Below are 22,316 nucleotides of genomic sequence, written 5' to 3'. Positions count from 1 at the left end.
AGCGTTGCCATCTGCTGACGCCCCATGTGGCGGGCATTCCACGCCTTGCGCGTGCTGGGCTGGCTCTTTAAAGTGGGTGCCCGCTTCTCTCTTGGCAGGGCTGTCGTATCGCGGGCAGGCCCTGCTAGCCAGCATGGATAGTCATGACCAATTCATCCGCTTCGCCGACACACGAGCCTTTGGTGCGCCACCTGACGCTGCTGGATTGCGGTGGTCGGCCGCTCGATCTTTCACGTCCGCGTGTGATGGGCATTCTCAATGTGACCCCGGACTCCTTCTCGGATGGTGGGCGCAGCGCGACTCTAGATGCCGCGCTGCGCAATGCTGAGCAGATGCTGATTGATGGTGCGGCAATGATAGATGTCGGGGGCGAGTCCACCCGCCCAGGCGCGACACCAGTCAGCGTCGATGAAGAGCTGGCTCGCGTGTGTCCCGTCGTCGAACGGCTGGTGAGCGAGCTGGGAGCCCTGGTGAGTGTCGATACCAGTAGTCCCGGCGTCATGCATGAAGCGGCTCGCCTCGGTGCTGGCATGATCAATGACGTGCGTGCGCTGCGGCGTGAAGGTGCGCTCGAAGCGGCGGCGGCGAGTGGTCTGCCTGTCTGCCTGATGCACATGCGTGGTGAGCCGGATAGCATGCAGCAGCACACTGATTATGCGCAGTCCATTGAAGATGAGGTGAACGAGTTTCTCGCCACTCGGATTACCGCCTGTACGGCTGCTGGCATCCCGCGCGAGCGCCTATTGCTCGACCCTGGCTTCGGTTTCGGAAAATCGCTGGAAGATAATCTGCGTCTGTATCACCGCATGGCGCAGCTACACGAATTCAACCTCCCGCTGCTGATTGGCACATCGCGCAAGAGCATGATTGGCAACGCCCTTGGGCGAGCGGTAGAGGATAGGCTGGCTGGCAATCTGGCACTGACGGCACTCGCCGTTCGTGAGGGAGCCCGGCTGTTACGCGTTCACGATGTGGCCCCGACTGTCGACGCTGTCGATATGGCTTGGGCCGTGCTACAGGAAGGCACGATAAGATGAGTCGACGTTATTTTGGTACAGATGGTATTCGCGGCACGGTCGGGGAGTTCCCCATTACGCCTGATTTCATGCTCAAGCTGGGCTGGGCGGCAGGGCGCGTTTTTGCGCGTCATGGGCGTGGTAAAGTATTGATTGGCAAGGATACGCGTATCTCGGGCTACATGTTCGAGTCGGCGCTGGAATCTGGTCTCTCTGCTGCTGGTGTCGATGTCTCACTGCTTGGCCCTATGCCGACGCCGGGTATTGCTTATCTGACGCGCACCTTTCGTGCTGATGCAGGCATCGTGATCTCGGCATCGCATAACGCCTATCCCGATAACGGCATCAAATTCTTCTCGGCGGCGGGTACCAAGCTGGATGATGCGCTAGAGGCTGAGATTGAGGCCGAGTTGGAGCGTGATATCGAGATTGTCGGCCCTGATCGCCTCGGCAAGGCATCGCGTATCCAGGATGCTGCTGGTCGCTATATTGAGTTCTGCAAATCCACCCTGCCGGGCCGCCTGGGTCTGCACGGTATGAAAGTGGTGCTGGATTGCGCGCATGGTGCTACCTATCATATCGCGCCGAATGTTTTCCGCGAGCTGGGCGCCAGCGTCAGCGTGATCGGTGGTGAGCCGAACGGCCTCAATATCAACCAAGGGGTTGGCTCAACTCATCCGCAGGCACTGCGTGCAGCGGTGATCGAGCAGGGCGCTGATCTTGGCGTGGCCTTCGATGGTGATGGTGATCGCCTGATTCTTGTCGATGCTGATGGGCGTGTCATCGATGGTGACGACATTCTGTTCATGATTGCGCGTGATCGTCATGAGCGTGGCGTTCTAGGCGGCGGTGTCGTCGGCACGTTGATGTCCAACTTCGGTCTGGCGGCAGCATTGGAGGGCATTGGTATTCCCTTTGAGCGCGCTAAGGTCGGTGATCGCTATGTGATCGAGCGCCTCGAAGCCAATGGTTGGCAGCTGGGTGGTGAGTCGTCCGGTCATATCGTCTGTAGTCATATTCAGAGCACAGGAGACGGCATCGTCTCCGCGCTGCAAGTGCTGGCGATCATGGCGCGCGAAGAGTGCTCTCTCAGCGAGCTGCTGGTAGGTCTCGAGAAGGCCCCGCAGGCACTGATCAATGTGCGCCTTGCACCGGGCTGCGACAACAAGGCACTGATGGCGGCAGACGCCGTGCAAGCATCCGTTGCCGAGGTTGAAGCGATTCTTGGCGATGAAGGGCGTGTGCTATTGCGCCCCAGTGGCACCGAGCCGCTGATTCGTGTCATGGTCGAAGGGCGCCCGCACTTTGATGTCGAGGCATTGGCTGGGCAGATTGCGGCAACGGTCGAATCCAGCATGTGATTTTACTGGGTGTTGGTCTTCCCGCTGGGGTTATTGGCCGGGTCACCAAAGGGAGTGAAAACGACAGGCGCCATGTGCGCCTGTCGTCGTCTTTGACTCTCCGCAAAGGTGCGCTAGCAGGGGCGGGCAGGGCTTGACAAGGTTGTCAGTGAGTGGCGCCTCCATTACCATCCTCGCACTGCTCATAAGGGGGAAGCGCATGCGTACACCGCTGATTGCCGGTAACTGGAAGATGAATGGCGATCTTGCCTTGATTGACGAGTTTGCTGGCGCACTGAAAAATACGGCTCTCCCGCAGGGGGTTCAGATCGCCTTGGCGCTGCCTTTCCCTTATCTGAGTGCTGCGCATGAGCGTTTGCCGGACACCGTGTTGTTGGGTGCCCAGACGCTGAATCCTGCTGATTCCGGTGCTTTTACTGGTGAAGTCAGTGGGCGGATGCTCAAGGATGTAGGTGCGTCGCTGGTGTTGGTGGGGCACTCTGAGCGCCGTAGTCTTTACGGTGAAGATGACGCGGCTGTACTTGCGCGTGTCGAGGCTGTGCTTGAGATCGGCCTTACACCAGTGCTGTGCATTGGCGAAACGCTGGAAGAGCGTGAAGCGGGTGATACAGAGCGTGTCGTGCTGGGACAGCTTGAAGCGGTGCTCTCCGCGCTTTCCGAGGGAGCACGCCAGCGTCTGGTCATTGCCTATGAGCCTGTCTGGGCCATTGGTACCGGGCGCACAGCATCACCGGAGCAGGCGCAGGCCGTGCATGCGGCCATTCGTGCGCGCTTGGCGCTGTGGTCCGCGTCGCTCGCTGATGCGATGCAATTGCTGTACGGCGGCAGCATGAAAGCTGCCAATGCCGCCGAGCTGCTTGCGCAGCCGGATATCGACGGCGGTCTGGTGGGCGGTGCTTCGCTCCAGACCGACGAATTCCTAGCCATTTGTCAGTCTGCAGGTTGAATCCCATGCAAGTAGCCGTTCTGATGGTCCATGTGGTACTCGCGGTCGCGTTGATCGTGCTCGTCCTTCTTCAGCAGGGCAAGGGAGCCGAAGCTGGTGCTTCCTTCGGTGGAGGAGGTGCTTCCCAGACCGTATTCGGGTCCAGTGGTAGCGGTAATTTCCTCGCGCGTTTTACGGGTGTTCTGGCCGTGTGCTTCTTCGCGACCTCTCTGACGCTGGCCTGGTTCGCGTCTGGCGCCAATCAACCGTCAGTGGAAGCCGGTATTCCGGATGCCACCGTCATCGAGCAACAGAAAAATTCACTGCCTTCGCTTGACGACGCGGATGAAAGTGTGGAGAATACGTCGCCAGTGCTCGAGGAAAGCGGAGACGCAGACCAACCAGCACTCTAAAGAATTCAAAGCGTTATCGATTGAATTCTTCCGGGTAGCGTCTCAGGCGATACCCGCCCCCGTGCCGAAGTGGTGGAATTGGTAGACACGCTATCTTGAGGGGGTAGTGGCCTTATGGTCGTGGGGGTTCAAGTCCCCCCTTCGGCACCATCTGTTAGATCGATTGGCAGTCAGAACGTAGCATTGCCACCTTGGAAAGACGTCATTCCTTGACCTCATTTTATGGTGACAGTAAAATCGTTCGACTATTGTTGCGGGGTGGAGCAGTCTGGTAGCTCGTCGGGCTCATAACCCGAAGGTCATCGGTTCAAATCCGGTCCCCGCTACCAAGTTTCTTGAAAGGCCCCTTCCTATGAAGGGGCTTTTTGTTAGCACCAGTGCCAATCAGCCACCTAGCTCTCTTCTCTACTCCCGGTCAGGTGCCTGATGCAACTGCTGTAGGAGCCTCGTCTGTGTCAACCAAGGACGCTGCGCTTAATGCGCTTATCGATCCAGTAGTCTCTGCCCTGGGCTTCGAGCTTTGGGGTATCGACTATCTCTCCCAAGGCAAGCAGTCCCGTCTGGTGATCTATATCGACCATGCCGATGGCATTACCGTGGACAACTGTGCAAATGTCAGTCGTCAGGTAGGTGCTGTGCTGGATGTCGAAGATCCGATCACCGGTCAGTTCCAGCTTGAAGTGTCTTCTCCAGGTTTGGATCGTCCGCTGTTCACGCTTGATCAGTATGAGCGCTACATCGGTCACGTAGTGGCACTGCGACTTCGCCAGGCCTTTGATGGCCAGCGCAAGTTCCAAGGACTGGTGACAGGCACCGAAGAAGGTGATGTCGTGATCCGGGTCGATGAAGAAGAATACTGCTTTCCTATCGAAAGCATCGACCAGGCACGCGTCGTGCCACAGTTCAAATAACTGACGTTGTCGGCACACCGCTCGCTATGCGAGCCCGGGTCGATGCGCAAGGACAGGTTTCTGGCGAGGCAAAGTCATGAGCAAAGAGATTCTGCTGGTCGTAGACGCCATCTCCAATGAGAAGGGCGTGCCGCGGGATGTGATTTTCGAAGCCGTCGAGGCGGCATTGGCTTCGGCTTCACGTAAGCGATTTGATCAGGAAGAGGCGGATATCCGCGTCAAGATCGATCGTGTCACCGGTGACTATGCGACTTTCCGTCGCTGGACTGTCGTCGAGGATGATGAATTCGAGACGCCTGATTACGAGATCAAGGCCAGCATCGCGGAACAACGCGAAGAACCGTTGGCATTGGGTGTTGTAGTCGAAAAGCAGATCGAATCCGAAGCCTTTGGTCGTATCGCTGCACAGACTGCCAAACAGGTGATCGTGCAGAAGGTACGTGAGGCAGAGCGCGCGGAAGTCGTGCGTCTTTACGCTGAGCGTGAAGGTGAATTGGTCGCGGGTATTGTCAAGAAAACGACACGCGACGGCCTGATCATCGACTTGGGTGATAACGCAGAAGGCTTCTTGCCGCGTGGCGAGATGATCCATGGCGAGCGCTATCGCTTGAATGAGCGTGTTCGTGCACTGCTGTGGAAGGTTGATGCTGAAGCCCGTGGCTCTCAGTTGATCCTGTCGCGTACGCGGCCCGAGCTGATCATCGAATTGTTCAAGATCGAAGTCCCGGAAATTGCCGAGCAGCTGATCGAGATCAAGGGCGCTGCCCGTGATCCGGGCTCGCGTGCCAAGATTGCGGTCAAGAGCAACGACAAGCGCATCGATCCGATTGGTGCCTGTGTTGGCATGCGTGGTTCGCGCGTGCAGGCAGTCTCCAATGAACTACGCAATGAACGCGTGGATATCATCCTGTGGGATGATAATCCTGCCCAATTGGTCATCAACGCCATGGCACCGGCTGATGTCGGCTCCATTCTGGTCGACGAGGACACCCATTCCATGGATGTCGCTGTCGCCGCGGACAATCTGGCTCAGGCCATTGGTCGCAGCGGTCAGAACGTACGTCTGGCCAGTGAGCTGACCGGCTGGTCGCTCAACGTCATGACCGAGGCGGAAGCCGAAGGCAAGCGCGAGCAGGAAATCGACAGCTTTGTCGAATATTTCATCACTCATCTCGAGATTGAAGAGGATCTAGCCCGTGTCCTGGTGGACGAGGGCTTCACCTCTCTCGAGGAAATCGCCTATGTCCCGCTCGAGGAAATGCTCGAGGTTGAGGGCTTTGACCAGAATCTGGTCGAAGAGCTGCGCGCTCGGGCCAAGGATGAAATGCTGAATCTCGCCATCGCCACCGAAGAGCAGCTGGACGGCGCTCAGCCGGCCGAAGATCTGCTCAGCATGGAAGGCATGGAGAGTCATCTGGCATACATTCTGGCTAGCAAGGGTATTGTCACTATGGAAGACCTTGCCGAGCAGGCCGTCGATGATCTAAAAGACATCGATGGCGTCGACGAAGAGCGAGCAGCGGCGTTGATCATGACCGCCCGCGCGCCCTGGTTCGCAAGCGAACAGTAACTAGGTCACGGGCTCAGGAGGGTCGTAATGTCAGAAATGACAGTCAAAGAATTCGCCAAGAAGGTGGGCCGCGAGTCAGCCCGTCTACTAGAGCAGATGCACGAAGCCGGTCTGGCGCACAAGTCAGAAAATGACGGCGTGTCTGAGGTCGACAAGAAGAAGCTGCTTGATCACCTCACCAAAAGTCACGGCGGTGGCGCTGCACCGGCAGCACCGAAAAACCGTATCACCCTGACCCGCAAGACCAAGTCGCGCATCAATACGGCTGGCGGTCGTGGCAAGTCCATCGAGGTGCAGGTACGCAAGAAGCGTACCTACGTCAAAGATGGCGAAGAGCAGGTAGCTGAGGCTCCGGCCGCTGCTGCTGAAGCGCCGGCCGCTCCTGTGGCTGACAAGCCTGCAGTAGCACCAGCGCGCGAAGAGCGTCGTGACGAGCGTCCGCGTCAAAGCGCGCCAGCACCTGCTGCTGCGCCTGTCGCTGCGGCACCGGAAGTCAACGCTCCGCCGAAAGAGCCACGTGGTGATGCACCGCGCCGTGCCAAGGCTGCGCCGCGTGATGAGTCGCGTGATCGTCGTGAAGCCCGTGAAGATCGTAGCGAGCGCAAGCGTGGCGGGACCAAGAAGGTCAAGCGCGCTGAGCGTCGTGGTGGTCGTCGTGGCGGTCGCGATAGCAACCGTCAGCCGCCGAAGCCGGTCCAAACCTTTGTGCGTGAAGTCTCCATTCCTGAGTCCATCTCAGTGGCAGACCTTGCGGACAAGATGGCCGTCAAAGCTGCTGAAGTGATCAAGACCATGTTCAACATGGGCGCTGCGGTCACTATCAACCAGACGATTGATCAGGAAACCGCGTCCTTTGTGGTCGAGGAAATGGGGCACACGCCCAAGCTGATCAAGGATGACGCGCTCGAGACAGCTGTTCTCGAAGGCATCTCCTACGAGGGTGAGAAGATCACTCGCGCACCCGTCGTCACCGTCATGGGTCACGTTGACCATGGTAAGACCTCGTTGCTGGATTATATCCGTCGCACCAAGGTTGCTACCGGCGAGGCTGGGGGTATCACCCAGCACATCGGTGCTTACCATGTCGAACACGACAATGGCGACGTCACCTTCCTGGATACTCCGGGCCACGCGGCGTTTACCGCCATGCGTGCTCGCGGTGCCAAGGCGACTGACGTAGTCATCCTCGTGGTGGCTGCTGATGATGGCGTGATGCCGCAGACTATCGAGGCGGTTGAGCATGCCAAGGCCGCGGGTGTTCCGCTGGTCGTGGCTGTCAACAAGATCGATAAGGCTGGTGCTGATCCGGATCGCGTCAAGAATGAGCTGTCCCAGCACGGCGTCATCTCTGAAGAGTGGGGCGGTGACACGCAGTTCATCCACGTGTCTGCCAAGACCGGTGAGAACATCGATGCTCTGCTTGAAGCAGTGCTGTTGGTCTCCGAAGTACTTGAGCTCCAGGCTGTCCCGTCTGCGCCGGGTAAAGGCGTCGTTGTCGAGTCACGTCTCGACAAGGGCCGTGGTCCGGTGGCGACCGTTCTGGTCCAGAACGGAACTCTGAAGAAAGGCGATATCGTTCTCGCTGGCCTGCATTACGGCCGCGTACGTGCGCTGATCAACGAGCTTGGCCAGCAGGTCGATTCTGTTGGTCCGGCTATGCCGGTCGAGATTCAGGGCCTGGGTGGCACTCCGGATGCCGGTGAAGAATTCACCGTGGTCCCGGACGAGAAGAAGGCACGCGAAGTCGCCAACTTCCGCCAAGGCAAGTACCGTGAAGTGCGTCTGGCACGTCAGCAGAAGGCCAAGCTGGAGAACATGTTCTCCCAGATGGGCCAAGACGAAGTGGCCAAGGTCAACATCGTCCTCAAGGCAGACGTGCAAGGGTCTCTGGAAGCCATTCGTGGCGCGCTGGAAGAACTCTCCACCGACGAAGTCAAGGTCGCAGTGGTTTCTTCCGGTGTCGGCGGTATCGCCGGTACTGATGCCAACCTGGCACTGGCTTCTGAAGCCATCCTGGTCGGTTTCAACGTTCGTGCCGATGCCTCCGCTCGTGAGATCGTTGAGCGTGAAGGTCTGGATCTGCGCTACTACAGCGTCATCTACCAGCTGATCGATGAGGTCAAGCTGGCCATGACTGGTATGCTGGCTCCGGAATTCCGCGAGCAGATCGTCGGTATTGCAGAAGTTCGCGATGTCTTCAAGGCACCGAAAATCGGCGCTATCGCCGGTTGTATGGTTGTCGAAGGCAACATGTATCGCTCCAAGCGCATCCGTGTACTGCGTGACAACGTGGTCATCTATGAAGGCGAGCTGGAATCTCTGCGTCGCTTCAAGGATGACGTCAACGAAGTCCGCAATGGCATGGAATGTGGTATCGGCGTCAAGAACTACAACGACGTGCAAGTGGGCGACAAGATTGAGGTGTTCGACCAGATCCAGGTCGAGCGTACTCTCTGATAGTGTCCCTGCGAGGAGATATCACGGATGCGTGAATACAGCCGTACTGACCGCGTCGCGGACCAGATCCAGCAAGAACTCGCGCTGTTGATTCAGCGCGAGGTCAAGGACCCGCGCCTTGGCATGCTGACGGTCAGCGCCGCCAAGGTCAGCCGCGACCTGTCTTATTCCGATGTCTATGTGACCCTGCTGGGTGACGACAGTCCGGAACGTATCAAGGAAAACCTCGCCGTGCTCAAGCGCGCGGCAGGTTTCCTGCGTTCCCAGCTGGCGCGTACCATTGAGCTGCGTCACGTGCCCGAGCTGCGCTTCCATTACGATGAAAGCGTCGTTCGTGGTCATCACCTGTCTTCACTGATCAACGATGCGGTCGCAGATGACCGCAGACGCAGTGTCGAGCGCGGTGATGAAGACAACGAAGATGGTGCCCCGGGCACCACGCCGAACGCCTGATGGCGCGTCGTCGTCGCGGCTTGCCGATTGATGGCGTTTTATTGCTGGACAAGCCCAAGGGTATGTCCAGCAATTACGCGCTTCAAAAGGCACGTCGTCTCTACCAGGCGCAGAAGGCCGGTCATACCGGTACGCTCGATCCCATGGCGACTGGCTTGCTGCCAGTCTGCTTTGGGGAGGCGACCAAGTTCTCCTCGCATTTACTCGAGGCGGATAAGGTCTACCGAGCACGAATCAAATTCGGTCAGGACACGGATACCGGAGACGCCGAAGGCACGGTGATTCGCGAGCGGGAAATTCCCGACGTCACGGATGCTGAACTCGAGACCGTTCTGGACCGTTTTCGTGGTGAGATCGATCAGGTACCGCCGATGTACTCCGCGCTCAAACACCAAGGCCGTCCACTCTATGAGCTGGCGCGTCAGGGCATTGAAATCGAGCGTGCAGTCCGTCGCGTTACCATCTACAATATGGCGCTTCTTGCACGGCACTCCGATGGCATCGAGATCGAAGTGGCGGTCAGCAAGGGCACCTATATACGCAGTCTAGCCGAGGATATCGGCGAGACGCTGGGCTGTGGAGCCCACCTCACGGCGTTGCGTCGTCTGAAAACAGGTCCCTTCACGGGAGATGCCATGCTGGACTTCGAGCGCCTTGAGGCACTTGCGGATCAGCAGGCACGTGAGGGTGTTCTGTTGCCTGTAGACATTTTGCTCGATCATCTCCCGCGCCTCGACATCAGTGCCGAGGTGGCGTGGCAGATATTGCGTGGTCAGCAAGCAGAGATGGCAACAGGAGCGCTTGAGGTGGATTCTGTGACCCGTGTGTATCAGGACCAGCAGTTGCTCGGGCTGGTTCGGATTGTGGCGGAGGGCATTATTGCTCCTCGCCGACTGCTCAGCACTGCCGTGGAAGCGGCGGCTGGGTGAGCATTCATTGTGGCCCGTCCGCAAGCCGCATGAAGACTGCAAATATGCGTGGTCTTCGACATTTCTTATCTATCAAGCATATTGCTTACTGGAGAGACAGATGGCACTTACCGCTGAGAAGAAGGCTGAGATCGTTACCGAATTCGGCCGTGGCGAGAACGACACCGGTTCCCCGGAAGTTCAGGTTGCACTGCTGAGCGCCAACATTGATGGCCTGCAGGGTCACTTCAAGGCCAACAAGCAGGATCACCACTCCCGTCGTGGCCTGATCCGCATGGTCAACCAGCGTCGTAAGCTGCTTGACTACCTCAAGCGCAAGGACTTCGAGCGTTACACCGCTCTGATCCAGCGCCTGGGTCTGCGTCGCTAACAAGCGATGTTGCCGCCATACATCTCGGTGTATGGCGGGCCCCCGGTGGGCACAGGAAAACCGGCACTGCCTGCGGGCGTTGCCGGTTTTTTTGTGCCCGGATGTCATGTCCACTGACCGGTAACTTATATGCCGCTATCTTCGCTGCAGCCCGCATGCAGCGGGAGGTGAGTCGGCTTTCCATTGCCTGCGCCACGCTTTACCATGAGCGCCAGACATCGATGACTATCAGAAAAGGACATGCGCCGTGAATCCGGTTACTCACAGCTTCCAGTACGGTAATGACACTATCACCCTCGAAACTGGTCGTATCGCGCGTCAGGCGACGGGCAGCGTCATGGTGACCATGGGCAATACCTCAGTACTATGCACCGTGGTCGCGAAGAAGTCGCCGAAGCCCGGTCAGTCCTTCTTTCCGTTGTCGGTACATTATCAGGAAAAGGCCTATGCGGTCGGCCGTATTCCTGGTGGCTTTCTCAAGCGTGAAGGACGGCCTAGCGAGAAAGAGACGCTGACGTCGCGTTTGATCGATCGGCCAATGCGCCCCTTGTTTCCGAAGGGCTTCATGAATGAAGTTCAGGTGGTTTGCACGGTGATGTCAGCGGAGCGCAATGTTGATCCTGATATTGCTGCATTGATTGGTACCTCGGCAGCGCTGAGCATTTCTGGCGTGCCGTTTGCCGGTCCGGTCGGGGCAGCACGTGTTGGTTTCAGTGAGGAGCGCGGCTATTTCTTGAATCCCGGACATTCCGAGCTGACTCACTCCGAGCTGGATATGGTCGTTGCCGGTACAGAGAAAGCGGTGTTGATGGTGGAGTCTTCGGCACATGAGTTGCTGGAAGATGAAATGCTGGGCGCAGTGCTATTTGGTCACCACGAGATGCAAAAGGCGATCACTGCCATCGAATTGTTTGCGGCCAAGGTGAATTGCCCCAAATGGTCGTGGGTGGCACAGGCGCCTGACACCGTATTGGTTGAGGCGCTGGAGCGTGATTTTGCCATGCAGATCGGAGAAGCCTATCGCTTGACCGACAAGATGGCGCGTCAGGATGCTCTAGCGGTACTCAAAGCTCGGGCTATTGAAGTGCTGGCCAATGAGCATGACGCGCGCTTTGAAGCGGCGACAATCATGGGTGCCTTTGCGACACTGGAAAAGCGTATCGTACGTCAGCGAGTCATTGCCGGTGAGCCGCGTATTGATGGGCGTGATGCGCGTACCGTGCGCCCGCTGGACATCGAGGTTGGTATGTTGCCCAAGGTACATGGCTCGGCGCTGTTCACGCGCGGCGAGACCCAGGCCATTGTGGCTGCCACGCTAGGTAATACGCGTGACTCTCAGCTGATAGAGGGGTTGTCTGGCGAGAAGCAGGATCGCTTCATGCTGCATTACAATTTCCCGCCTTACTGTGTGGGGGAGGCGGGTTTCATTGGTTCGCCCAAGCGGCGCGAAATCGGCCATGGCCGGCTGGCGCGACGTGGCATCGAGGCCATGCTGCCATCGCTGGAGGACTTTCCCTATGCCATTCGTGTCGTTTCCGAGATCACTGAATCCAATGGTTCAAGTTCGATGGCATCTGTGTGCGGCGCCTCGCTGGCATTGATGGATGCTGGTGTGCCACTCAAGGCACCTGTCGCCGGTATCGCCATGGGGTTGGTCAAGGATGCGAGAGGTGTCGCCGTCCTGACCGATATCCTGGGCGATGAAGACCACCTCGGCGACATGGACTTCAAGGTTGCAGGCACCGCGCATGGCGTGACGGCATTGCAGATGGATATCAAGATCGAAGGGATTGATGAAGAGATCATGGAGCAGGCGCTGGAGCAGGCGCTTGAGGCGCGCCTGACCATTCTCGAGCAGATGAACGCTGTCTTGAAGGGTAGTCGCGAAGAGGTGTCTGACAATGCCCCGGCGATGCTGTCGCTGAAGATCGCGCCGAACAAGGTGCGCGATGTGATCGGCAAAGGGGGGTCTACCATCCGCAAGATCTGTGAAGAGACCGGCGCCAACGTCGATCTTGATGATGACGGTAGTGTGCGTATCTACGCTGAGCATAAGGCACAGGCCCGTGCGGCGGCAGATTTCGTGGAAGGCATCATTGCCGAGGCTGAGATTGGCAAGCTCTATGCTGGCAAGGTGGTGCGTATCGCTGACTTCGGTGCATTCATTACCTTCATGCCGGGTACTGATGGCCTGCTGCATATCTCGCAGATCGTCGACGAGCGCGTCAATGATGTGCGCGATTACCTCAATGAAGGTGACGAGGTCGTGGTCAAGGTGCTTGATATTGATAACCGTAATCGCGTCAAGCTGTCGCTGAAAGAGGTCAGTGAAGACGAGAAGGCAGCGTTTGCTGCCGAGCAGGCAGCAGCCAGACTCGCTGAGCAGGCAGATAGCCAGTAGAGTTTGTGCAAGACTCCTCGTGTCGTAACACCTTTGTAATTGAGTGCCCACAAAAAACCCCGCCAGTGTGACTGGCGGGGTTTTGCGTATCTCCACCTAAATCCTGTGAAGGTAGGAGGGAGCGGCTCACTGACTGACGATCAGCTGCGCTCGATGGCCAGCGCGATACCTTGGCCGCCACCGATGCACAACGTGGCCAAGCCTTTCTTGGCATCGCGCGCAATCATCTCGTGTACGAGAGATACCAGGATACGGCAGCCAGAGGCGCCAATGGGATGGCCAAGAGCAATTGCACCGCCATTGACGTTGACCTTGTCAGTATCCCAGCCTAGCTCCTTGTTGACGGATAATGCTTGAGCTGCGAAAGCCTCATTGGCTTCAACCAGGTCCAGGTCTTCAAGACTCCAGCCAGCTTTTTCGAGGCAGCGACGTGTGGCCGGTGCCGGCCCAATGCCCATGATCTTCGGGTCAACACCAGAGCTTGCATAGGCTTTGATGGTCGCCAGTGGTGTCAGGCCGAGCTCACGTGCCTTGTCGGCAGAGCATAGCATGACCACAGCCGCGCCATCGTTCAGTGAGGATGCATTACCCGCGGTGACACTGCCATCCTTCTTGAAGGCGGGGCGCATGCCCGCGAGCTTCTCGGCAGTCGTCCCCGCACGCGGATTCTCGTCGGTATCGAAGACCACTGGATCACCTTTGCGCTGGGGTATCTCTACCGGCACTATCTGGCCTTTGAAGCGACCGGCCTCAATAGCGGCACAGGCTTTTTGCTGAGAAGCCGCGGCGAAGGCATCTTGTGCTTCACGGCTGATATCGTATTTCTCGGCGAGGTTCTCGGCAGTAACGCCCATGTGGATATCATTGAAGGCATCCCACAGACCGTCGTGGACCATGGAGTCAATTGCCTTCCAGTCCCCCATGCGCTGGCCATTACGCGAGTTGGGCAGCAGATGTGGAGACATGGACATGTTTTCCTGGCCGCCGGCTAGAACCAGATCTGCATCTCCGCAACGAATGGCCTGAGTCGCCAAATGCAGTGCCTTGAGGCCGGAGCCACAGACCTTGTTGATCGTCATCGCCGGCACGCCTTCCGGTAGACCTGCCTTGATGACCGCCTGGCGTGCCGGGTTCTGGCCACAACCGGCAGTCAGTACCTGGCCGAGCAGGACTTCATCGACCTGGTCACCGCTGACACCCGTGCTGGCGAGGATATCCTTGATGACATGGGCGCCGAGGTCTGCGGCGGAAATGCCGGCCAAGCTACCGCTGAAAGCACCAACGGCGGTACGGCGGGCTGCTACGATCACCACATCTTGCATCTGAATGCTCCTCTACTCTGCCGAGACTATCGGGGTCAAAGAACTGCAATGAGTGCGGACAGATAGCGCACGCGTCATACAGCCCTGCTGATATGAGAATCCAGCATAAGGCAGTGTTGTGCAATGCGGCAATCGTCAAAGTGCTTCCGAGATGTCAGTCATTTGCCACAGTGAAAGCCTTCCGTTTTCACTCTGTCAGGCTGAGGGGATAAGTGAAGTAAAGATAGAGAATAAGCATAATGCAAAACGCCAGCCCTGCTGGTGAGCAGAGCTGGCGTTAGAGAAGAACTAGCAAAGATGTCGAGCTTTAGGCCATTTGAACAGGGATGGCATTGGCTGTGTGGCTGATCTCGTTGCCTTCCATCAGATAGACCATGGCAGGTTTGTGGGCTTCCAGCTCACTCTCGGCGTAATTGGCAAAGGCGCAGATGATCACGCGATCACCAACATCTGCCTGGTGCGCCGCTGCGCCATTCACGGAGATCATCTTCGACCCTTCTTCACCACGGATGGCATAGGTGGTGAAGCGCTTGCCGTTATCCACGTTGTAGATCTGGATTTGTTCGTACTCACGGACGCCAGCCATATCGAGAAGATCGCCATCAATCGCACAGGATCCTTCATAGTTGAGTACGGCATGAGTCACGCGGGCCATGTGCAGCTTGGCCTTGAGCATGATGGCTTGCATCGGTATTCCTCCAGGAAAAGCGCCGCCGGCCCATGAAAAGGGGATGGCTGACCGGCAGATAGCGCAGTCTATACAGATATCAGGTCGTCGGTAGAACGACCTTCAGGTTGTCGAGTAAGCGTGTGCGACCTAGATGAGCGGCTGCCAAAATAATGGCTTCACGTGTGTCATCAGCGATAGGACTGAGATCTGATGTGCGACGTAACTCGAGATAATCCGGCTTGAAACCACTCTCGCTGATCGCCGCTAGTGTTACACGCAAGGATTCAGCAGGCTCGATGCCTTTCTCAAGCCGTGTCTTCAGGGCATCCAGGCACTGCTTGAGCTTGGGAGCAATCTCGCGCTCATCAGTGCTCAGGTAACCATTACGTGACGAGAGCGCCAATCCATCTTCGGCGCGCACGATAGGTACGCCCACAATATCGATGTTGAAGTGAAGGTCGCGATTGAGCTTGCGGATCACTGCCAGCTGCTGAAAGTCCTTCTCACCGAAGCAGGCGATATCGGGACGTACCAGATTGAATAGAATGCTGACGACCGTCGCCACGCCATCGAAGTGGCCCGGACGCCTACCTCCGCACAGGCCCTCGGAGACACCGTGGACCTGAACATTGCACAGTCCATCGCGGCCTTCGGGATAGAGCTCTGTCGTCGAGGGTGCAAAAAGTAGATCGCAGCCTTCGGTCATCAATGCATGCTGATCTGCCGCGAGTGTACGAGGATAGTTGTCGAGGTCTTCACTGGGCCCAAACTGCAACGGATTGACGAATATGCTTGCCACGACCAGGTCGGCGTGGCGGCGCGCTTCGCGCACCAGCGATAGATGGCCGGCATGCAGATTGCCCATGGTCGGCACCAGTGCGATGCGCTGTCCGGCCTGCCGTGCTGTGGTGAGACGTTCGCGCAGTGTACTGGCGTGGAAAACGGTATCCATCAGAAGCCATGCTCCGGCGCGGGAAAACTGCGCGCTTTAACAGCCTGGTGATAGGCCGCGAAAGCTGCTTGCACGCTGCCGGCATCGGCCATGAAGTTCTTGACGAAGCGGGGCTTGCGGCCAGTGGTCAGGTCGAGCATGTCGTGCATGACAAGAATCTGACCATCCACGTCTACGCCAGCACCAATGCCAATGACGGGCACGCTGACGGCGTCACGCACTTGGCGTGCCAGTTCAGAAGGGACGCATTCCAGCAGAATGATTGCCGCGCCTGCGGTTTCCAGTGTGCGGGCATCTGCGATGATCTGCTCGGCGCGCGCCTCTTCACGGCCCTGTACCTTATAGCCACCGAAGGCATGGACATGCTGCGGTGTCAGTCCCATGTGGACGCAGACTGGCACACCGCGCTGGACGAGCGCAGTGACGGCACCTGCTAGCCAGGCTTCGCCTTCGACCTTGACCATCTCGGCGCCAGCGCGCATCAAGCGAGCGGCGTGGTCGAGCAGAATGTCGGTGCTGGCGTTGCTCATGAAGGGAAGATCGGCCATCAGCAGACTACCTTGCTTGCCGCGCGCGACAGCAGTCGTGTGATAGCAGATATCATCGATGGTGACAGGCAGAGTACTGGCATGGCCCTGCAGGACCATGCCGAGAGAATCGCCGACCAATAGCACTTCGATACCGGCATCACCGGCAAGATGGGCAAAGGTGGCATCATAGGCGGTGAGGCAACTGAACGTCTCACCATCAGCCTTGAGACGGCGCAGGGTGCTCAGGGTGACGTTTTTCATCAGGAAGCGTACTCGTTGCGGCGCGTATAACGCGCCTGCCCGTGGCGTCGAGCAGGCACTATCACCAAGCAGGCCTGAGGAGCAGGCGTGTGGCGGAACGGCCGGTGTTACCAGAAAGTGTTACCGGGAAGCCTGAAATGGGCATAACGGTAACAGAGTAGCGAAACTCTACTCCTGAGGCCCGAGCGGGAGCAAGTCGTCACCCTCAACCTGTTGCGCCAGCGTCTCGAGATCTTCATTACTCAATGACATGAATGTCCGGGAGCCCAGCAGGTCAGCAAGAGGGCGCATCACGAAGCCGCGGTTAAGCATTTCGGGATGTGGTACGACGAGGCGGGGCATGATGATGGCGCGATCATCAAACAGGAGCAGATCAAGATCCAGTGTACGCGGTCCCCAATGGCGCAGGCGCACACGACGATGCTGCTGCTCAAGTGCCTGCAGCTGATCCAGTAGCGCGAGGGGAGACAGGCGGGTATGCAGCTCGGCGACGGCATTGACGTAGTCGGGCTGATCCTGAGGGCCGACCGGCTTGCTGGCATACAGCCGTGAATGGCGCGTGCAATGTGTCAGCGGAAGCTGATCGAGAGCCTCAATCGCGCGCTCGAGTTGAGCGCGCGGATTGTCGAGGTTGGCCCCCAGGCCGATCAGGGCAGTCGAGGTCATGCGGGTTTCCTGCTCAACTGCTTAGCCCTGTCCACGACCGTTACGCCGACGCTTGCCACGACGTTTGACACCCACCGGCTTACTGCCAGCGGGCCCTTCATCGGCGACCAGTTCGATCATCGATACCTGAGTGCGTGCATCGACTTCCTGGAAGTCGGTCCACCATTTGCCCAGGCCGTGTTCGATCTCGCCAGCAAATTCCCGCAGCAGCAGGAAGTCGTAGGCGGCGCGGAAGCGCGGGTGCTCGCGGGTCTGGAAGGCGCGTTTGCCACGGCGACGCGGTAGCTTGGCCTGCATATCCCAAATTTCGCGCATCGGAATACTGAAGCGCTTCGGGATAGAGGTATGGTTAAGCTGGCGCGCGATAGCCTGTTGAGACGCTTGATGGGCAGCCGGAATATCAGGCATGCCACTTTCCATTAGCTGGTCAGTACGCGCCTTGACGCCAGGCCAAAGCAGGGCGGCATACAGGAAGGCAGGCGTGACCGGCTTGTCTTCGCGAATACGATCATCAGTGCTGGCCAGCGCTTTCTCGATGAGCGGCATGGACCACGGATAATGTGCGAAGCTCTCTTCTGTCTCTGGGAAGAGCATCTGGAACAGGCCAAACTCACGCAGCAGATGGAAGGTTTCCAGTGCGTAGCCAGACATGAACAGTTTGAGCACTTCCTCGAACATGCGCGCTGGTGGAATCTGTAGCAGCAGCGGGGCCTGTTCGTACATGGGCTCGGCAGTCGCCTCTTCGATATCGAAGTCCAGCTTGCCGGCAAAGCGCACCGCACGCAGCATCCGTACCGGATCCTCGCGATAGCGAGTCTCAGGATCACCGATCAAGCGAATCATGCGTGCTTCAATATCACGTACACCATGCGCCCAGTCGTGGATCGTGAAGTCCGAGACGTCGTAGTACAGGGCATTGATCGTGAAGTCGCGGCGTAGCGCATCCTCCTCGATGGAGCCCCAGACATTATCGCGCAGCAGCATGCCGTCTTCCGACTGCTGAGTGTGCTGGCTCGGCGTGCTATCGGCTGGCTTGCCGCGGAAGGTGGTGACCTCGATCACCTCGCGTCCGAAGCGTACGTGCACGATACGGAAGCGGCGTCCGATGATGCGGGCATTGCGGAACAGCTCGCGGACCTGTTCTGGCGTGGCGTTGGTCGCTACGTCGAAGTCCTTTGGGCGTTCCCCGAGCAAGGCATCACGGATGCAGCCACCGACCAGATAGGCCTGATAGCCACCACTCTGCAGACGATAGAGCACCTTCAGCGCATTTTCGCTGAGTTGGCGGCGGGACACGGGATGCTCATCCCGCGGAATCACACGCAGGCTGGGCAATGAGGCCGCGGGCGCGTCAGTTGCATTGAAAAGCGTCTTCAAGCGGTCACCGGGGCGTTGTAGAAAGCGGGTAAATCCTTTAAGCATGCAGCGATTCGACTCGTGCGTGGCAGGCCGCCCAGTGTAGCTGAGGGCAGATACCTTGGCAAAGCGCCGGTCTGCCGTATATGGGCCGACTCTGCACTTTAGGGTGCCAGTGGGGTAAAAAATCACCTCCCTAGCAAGGAAAAAGGGAGACCGATTACTCGGTCTCCCTTGCAGGTAGAGTACACGCATCCTTGAGCGGATGTTCTTTTTCGTGATGGCGCATCGCCCTGAATACGGACCACAGTCACTAATCAATTCAGACAGATCATGTTGTTGTTATCTGGCTGTCTGTTCGGTGACCATCTCGTATTCAAAACAATCTTCCATTCACCGACGGCTGAATAGCCTACCCCCGAGAGTTATTGTTGTTTCGGGGGTGATCCGAGGTCGAGCATATTATTCTTGTTGGCGCTCGAGGCCGGATTCGTCGCGTCCTGGTCAATAGATTCCGGACTGCCGATATATTGTTGTTGTTGGATCGGCGGATGATGCCCTGCGGCCGCTTGTTCTTGTTGTGGCTCTTGCCATCGCCCAACGTTGTGGGTCGAGACATGCTGGTCATCATCAATGTCACTCGCTCGACGAGTATTGTTCTTGTTGGTGTCGAGGGTTTTCGAAGCATTGCGCAATTTTGTTGTTGTTAGGCGCGCTTCGTATTTCCGGTTGTTCTTTTTCTTGACCGTGATGTTGCATCGGATGTGCCACAGCTTAAAAAAAACACGCAATTCAGTCATTTAGACATAGGTCGCTGAGACGTGAGGTGTATAGCGGGTCAAGGTGTTACCTGACGTGGCCATTGCTGCGCCGGATGGGGTCATAGTTTGGGGTCGATGGTAACAATTGGTGCGAAGGTCTAAAGGAATGGCTTGCAAGCTAATGATTGAACACGGTTTTTTGTCTGTGATTCGGCACTAAAGTCTAGCGAGGCGTAGGCGAATTGCTGTGCTGGGAAAGAAAATCAGCGATGTCTGATAGCCATCGGCGCGTGGAGAGGCACCCAGATGGTGCGCCGAGTCTGCCGATACAGGATCTGCGGGGCACACGAATGCGATTTCAGCTATGCGCGACGTGCTTGAAAAGAGAGAGCATATTTAGGCTGAAGGAGTGCCGCGACGCCCTTTTCTTCGTGGGATGCCCAAGCGCTGGCGTCGTTCCCACAGGTTTTTGCGGCTGATGCCGAGGCGCCGTGCCAGTTCTGTCTCACTCATGTGGTCCTGATGCTCGAGTACGAAATGCTGGAAGTAGTCTTCCAATGACAAGTCTTCCTCTTCGCTATCATCGCTGATGACGGACACGCTGCCGCGTGAGGCTTCTGAGGATGTCGAGGTGGCCAGTTTTGCAGCAGGGGCGGGCATGCCTGTGGTTGAGGAGGCTGTCGACGCATTGCTTCCCTGTCGAGCGTTATCACTATTTGCCCCCACCATGGGAGAAGCGTGAGAAGCCTCGGGTGGCAAGCCTGACGGGCCACGCAGACCAAGGTCCTCAGGGGCAATGATGCGACGGTCTGCGAGAATCACGCCACGTTCAAGGGCATTTTCCAGCTCACGAACATTGCCAGGCCATGCGTAGTGGTGAATTTCCTGCCGTGCACGTTGAGAGAGGCGCATGCCGTCGCGACCATGCTTGCGAGCAATGCCATCAAGTAGATGTTCAGCCAGTACCAATACGTCATCGCCGCGCTCACGTAGGGGAGGTAGATCAATCTCCATCACATTGAGGCGGTAGTAGAGGTCGAGGCGAAAACCTCCGGTGCTGGATAGCTGGTGCAGGTTGCGATGCGTGGCTGCGATCAGGCGTATATCCACGTAGCGGGTCTCGATGGCCCCCACGCGGCGAATCTCGCCCTCCTGCAGTACACGCAGCAAGCGTGCCTGGGCATCCAGTGGCAGTTCACCGATTTCATCAAGGAATAGTGTGCCGCCATCGGCCGCTTCGATTAGGCCAGTACGCGAGCTGGTGGCGCCGGTGAAGGCGCCTTTCTCATGCCCGAATAGCTCTGACTCAATCAGCGTCTCGGGGATGGCAGCACAGTTGACGCAAATGAGTGGCGCTTGGTGGCGGTCGCTCTGGCGATGAATCGCGCGTGCGACCAGCTCCTTGCCGGTGCCGGACTCACCGAGCACCAGAACGGTGACATCGGCGGGCGCGACCTTGCGTATACGGGTGTAGACCTGCTGCATGGCACGACAATGGCCGATCATCTCTACTGGCTGGCCAGTGCCCCCTGGGTGGCTGGCCAGCCGCTGTGAGGGTGGTGCTGGGGAGGACAGCAGCGGTGCAGCATCTCGCGGCAGTGACAGCGCCTCGCGAACGCTGCGTGCAAAGACATCTTGATCGAAGGGTTTGGGGAGATAGTCGATGGCGCCGGCCTTCAGGCTGGCAATGGCAGCATGCATGCTCGGTGTGTCTGCTAGCAGGATGACCGGTGTCGGGCGGCTTGCCTGAATGATGGGCTCGGCATGCTCACCGGCCAGTGCGATATCGCAGATTACGAGTGCAAAGTCGGCTGGCGCCTGGGTGTAGGCGTCCTCCAGCCCATTGGCCTGAACGACACCATGCCCTTCGCGCTCCAGCAGGTGTTGCAACGTATTGCGTGTGGCACCTTCCTTTTCGACGATCAGAATCCGGGCCATTGAGTGAGGTCGCTCGCCTGATGAGATGTATGCGGGAGTGAATATTGCCTGGTGAGTCTGTCCTGTTCACTCAGAGGAGGCAATCCGACAATCGTGGCTGTCAGGGCACGGTTGTCAGGAGGGAGCTGACGCGCTCAACGCGGTCGCTTTTCCCACGGCAGCGAGTGACCAGCGCGGGATGGCATGGGCTAGTTGCTCTGCGGGGCTAGCATCCACTAGCTCGTTTGGTGGGTGCTGCCCCAACAGCTTCAAGGTGTGATGCAGTCGCTGGCGGATAGCATCTGGTGCCTCTGGTAGCGCGGGTGCCAGGTTCTGTTTGGAAAGCTTCTGGCCATTGTCTGCAGTGATCAGGGGTAGGTGGGTCAGGCTCGGCATGGGAAGCCCTAGCGCTGCTTGAAGCAGGCGCTGCCATGGGCTGTTATCAAGCAGATCAAGACCGCGCACCACGTCGGTAATGCCCTGATCAGCATCGTCCACGACGACTGCTAACTGATAGGCCCAGAGGCTGTCCCTGCGCTTGAGTACCACGTCACCAAGGGTGGCGAGATCGAGTTGCACGTGGCCTTGCAGGCGGTCCTCCCAGCCCGCGACCGCGGCATTCCCGCCCCACTGTTCTGCCGCGCGAATATCGAGTCGCCAGGCATGCGCGCCACAAGGGGGTGTACTACGCGTACGACACCAGCCGGGATAAAGCGAAAAGCCACGCCATTGCTTACGCGAACAGTCACAAGGATAGACAACGCAGCTGGCTTTTAGCTGCTCCAGCGCTGTCGCGTAAGCGTCATTTCTGTGGCTTTGATAGCGCACGTCGTGAGTCATGTCTGGTGTGTCGGTATCCCACTCAAGGCCGAAGGCCTCTAGTTGGCGCAGAATGGTATCGGCGGCACCAGAAGGACAGCGCGGCAGATCGATATCTTCGACACGCACCAGCCATTCGCCATCGTGATGACGGGCATCGAGATAGCTGGCGACGGCGGTTAGCAGGGATCCGGCATGTAGGGGGCCAGAAGGGGTGGGGGCGAAACGGCCACGGTAGGCGGTAGGCATTGGGAAG

At 58.1% G+C, this 22,316-nt stretch carries 20 protein-coding genes and 2 tRNA genes; 13 read left to right on the top strand and 9 right to left on the bottom strand.

What is annotated here, in order from left to right:
- The first annotated feature begins 245 nt into the window (after window positions 1-245).
- The 13 genes from folP to pnp all read left to right on the top strand — a co-directional run bounded on the left by folP (window position 246) and on the right by pnp (window position 12,806).
- Window positions 246-1,037 carry a dihydropteroate synthase gene (folP, locus tag CFN46_RS10645; protein WP_088743642.1) on the top strand — a complete coding sequence of 264 codons (792 nt, stop codon included), beginning with the start codon at window positions 246-248 and terminating at the stop codon, window positions 1,035-1,037.
- Entirely contained in the window at window positions 1,034-2,377 is a 1,344-nt protein-coding gene (gene glmM, locus CFN46_RS10640; RefSeq protein WP_088743539.1) for a phosphoglucosamine mutase, read from the top strand. Before folP ends, glmM begins: the two co-directional genes overlap by 4 nt.
- Window positions 2,378-2,576: 199 nt before the next feature.
- Window positions 2,577-3,323 (top strand): triose-phosphate isomerase, encoded by a 747-nt coding sequence (gene tpiA, locus CFN46_RS10635; RefSeq protein ID WP_088743538.1) that lies wholly within the window; start codon window positions 2,577-2,579, stop codon window positions 3,321-3,323.
- Between the two features lie 5 nt (window positions 3,324-3,328).
- Window positions 3,329-3,715 carry a preprotein translocase subunit SecG gene (gene secG / locus CFN46_RS10630; RefSeq protein WP_024952150.1) on the top strand — a complete coding sequence of 129 codons (387 nt, stop codon included), beginning with the start codon at window positions 3,329-3,331 and terminating at the stop codon, window positions 3,713-3,715.
- A gap of 63 nt (window positions 3,716-3,778) precedes the next feature.
- Window positions 3,779-3,865: transfer RNA gene (locus CFN46_RS10625), tRNA-Leu, on the top strand.
- A 102-nt stretch (window positions 3,866-3,967) separates the two neighbouring features.
- Window positions 3,968-4,044 (top strand) — tRNA-Met (locus CFN46_RS10620).
- Between the two features lie 123 nt (window positions 4,045-4,167).
- A complete protein-coding gene (gene rimP / locus CFN46_RS10615; RefSeq protein WP_024952151.1) occupies window positions 4,168-4,626 on the top strand; it encodes a ribosome maturation factor RimP in 459 nt (152 codons plus the stop codon).
- Window positions 4,627-4,702: 76 nt separating this feature from the next.
- Complete coding sequence (gene nusA / locus CFN46_RS10610) at window positions 4,703-6,196, top strand: transcription termination factor NusA (RefSeq protein WP_088743537.1); 1,494 nt, start codon at window positions 4,703-4,705, stop codon at window positions 6,194-6,196.
- A 27-nt stretch (window positions 6,197-6,223) separates the two neighbouring features.
- On the top strand, window positions 6,224-8,653 hold the full coding sequence (gene infB, locus CFN46_RS10605; RefSeq protein ID WP_088743536.1) for a translation initiation factor IF-2: 2,430 nt from the start codon (window positions 6,224-6,226) through the stop codon (window positions 8,651-8,653).
- A gap of 27 nt (window positions 8,654-8,680) precedes the next feature.
- Entirely contained in the window at window positions 8,681-9,106 is a 426-nt protein-coding gene (rbfA, locus tag CFN46_RS10600) for a 30S ribosome-binding factor RbfA (RefSeq protein WP_088743535.1), read from the top strand.
- The gene (gene truB, locus CFN46_RS10595) at window positions 9,106-10,035 is read left to right on the top strand and encodes a tRNA pseudouridine(55) synthase TruB (RefSeq protein WP_024952153.1); all 930 of its coding nucleotides are present in this window, start codon (window positions 9,106-9,108) and stop codon (window positions 10,033-10,035) included. Before rbfA ends, truB begins: the two co-directional genes overlap by 1 nt.
- Before the next feature lie 100 nt (window positions 10,036-10,135).
- The gene (rpsO, locus tag CFN46_RS10590) at window positions 10,136-10,405 is read left to right on the top strand and encodes a 30S ribosomal protein S15 (protein ID WP_024952154.1); all 270 of its coding nucleotides are present in this window, start codon (window positions 10,136-10,138) and stop codon (window positions 10,403-10,405) included.
- A gap of 247 nt (window positions 10,406-10,652) precedes the next feature.
- Window positions 10,653-12,806 (top strand): polyribonucleotide nucleotidyltransferase, encoded by a 2,154-nt coding sequence (gene pnp, locus CFN46_RS10585; protein ID WP_088743534.1) that lies wholly within the window; start codon window positions 10,653-10,655, stop codon window positions 12,804-12,806.
- 140 nt (window positions 12,807-12,946) lie between these two features.
- On the opposite strand, the gene CFN46_RS10580 is transcribed toward pnp, so the two are convergent.
- The 9 genes from CFN46_RS10580 to gluQRS all read right to left on the bottom strand — a co-directional run bounded on the left by CFN46_RS10580 (window position 12,947) and on the right by gluQRS (window position 22,309).
- A complete protein-coding gene (locus tag CFN46_RS10580; protein WP_024952156.1) occupies window positions 12,947-14,128 on the bottom strand; it encodes an acetyl-CoA C-acetyltransferase in 1,182 nt (393 codons plus the stop codon).
- Window positions 14,129-14,435: 307 nt separating this feature from the next.
- On the bottom strand, window positions 14,436-14,816 hold the full coding sequence (gene panD / locus CFN46_RS10575) for an aspartate 1-decarboxylase (protein WP_024952157.1): 381 nt from the start codon (window positions 14,814-14,816) through the stop codon (window positions 14,436-14,438).
- Window positions 14,817-14,895: 79 nt separating this feature from the next.
- Window positions 14,896-15,750 carry a pantoate--beta-alanine ligase gene (panC, locus tag CFN46_RS10570; protein WP_088743533.1) on the bottom strand — a complete coding sequence of 285 codons (855 nt, stop codon included), beginning with the start codon at window positions 15,748-15,750 and terminating at the stop codon, window positions 14,896-14,898.
- A complete protein-coding gene (gene panB / locus CFN46_RS10565; RefSeq protein ID WP_088743532.1) occupies window positions 15,750-16,541 on the bottom strand; it encodes a 3-methyl-2-oxobutanoate hydroxymethyltransferase in 792 nt (263 codons plus the stop codon). The genes panC and panB overlap by 1 nt, the downstream gene beginning before the upstream one ends.
- 168 nt (window positions 16,542-16,709) lie before the next feature.
- Window positions 16,710-17,207, bottom strand: a complete 498-nt coding sequence (gene folK / locus CFN46_RS10560; protein WP_024952160.1) for a 2-amino-4-hydroxy-6-hydroxymethyldihydropteridine diphosphokinase — start codon at window positions 17,205-17,207, stop codon at window positions 16,710-16,712.
- 21 nt (window positions 17,208-17,228) lie between these two features.
- Window positions 17,229-18,629 (bottom strand): polynucleotide adenylyltransferase PcnB, encoded by a 1,401-nt coding sequence (gene pcnB, locus CFN46_RS10555; protein WP_024952161.1) that lies wholly within the window; start codon window positions 18,627-18,629, stop codon window positions 17,229-17,231.
- Window positions 18,630-18,988: 359 nt separating this feature from the next.
- The gene (locus CFN46_RS10550; RefSeq protein ID WP_088743531.1) at window positions 18,989-19,363 is read right to left on the bottom strand and encodes a hypothetical protein; all 375 of its coding nucleotides are present in this window, start codon (window positions 19,361-19,363) and stop codon (window positions 18,989-18,991) included.
- A 357-nt stretch (window positions 19,364-19,720) separates the two neighbouring features.
- Complete coding sequence (locus tag CFN46_RS10545; RefSeq protein WP_088743530.1) at window positions 19,721-21,262, bottom strand: sigma-54 dependent transcriptional regulator; 1,542 nt, start codon at window positions 21,260-21,262, stop codon at window positions 19,721-19,723.
- Between the two features lie 114 nt (window positions 21,263-21,376).
- On the bottom strand, window positions 21,377-22,309 hold the full coding sequence (gluQRS, locus tag CFN46_RS10540; protein WP_024952163.1) for a tRNA glutamyl-Q(34) synthetase GluQRS: 933 nt from the start codon (window positions 22,307-22,309) through the stop codon (window positions 21,377-21,379).
- Window positions 22,310-22,316: the final 7 nt, after the last annotated feature.

The organism is Cobetia sp. QF-1, from assembly GCF_002213105.1.
In the GTDB taxonomy this organism is placed as follows: domain Bacteria; phylum Pseudomonadota; class Gammaproteobacteria; order Pseudomonadales; family Halomonadaceae; genus Cobetia; species Cobetia crustatorum.
Note: the sequence above shows the minus strand (reverse complement) of the source record. Positions and strands in the feature narration are given on the sequence as shown.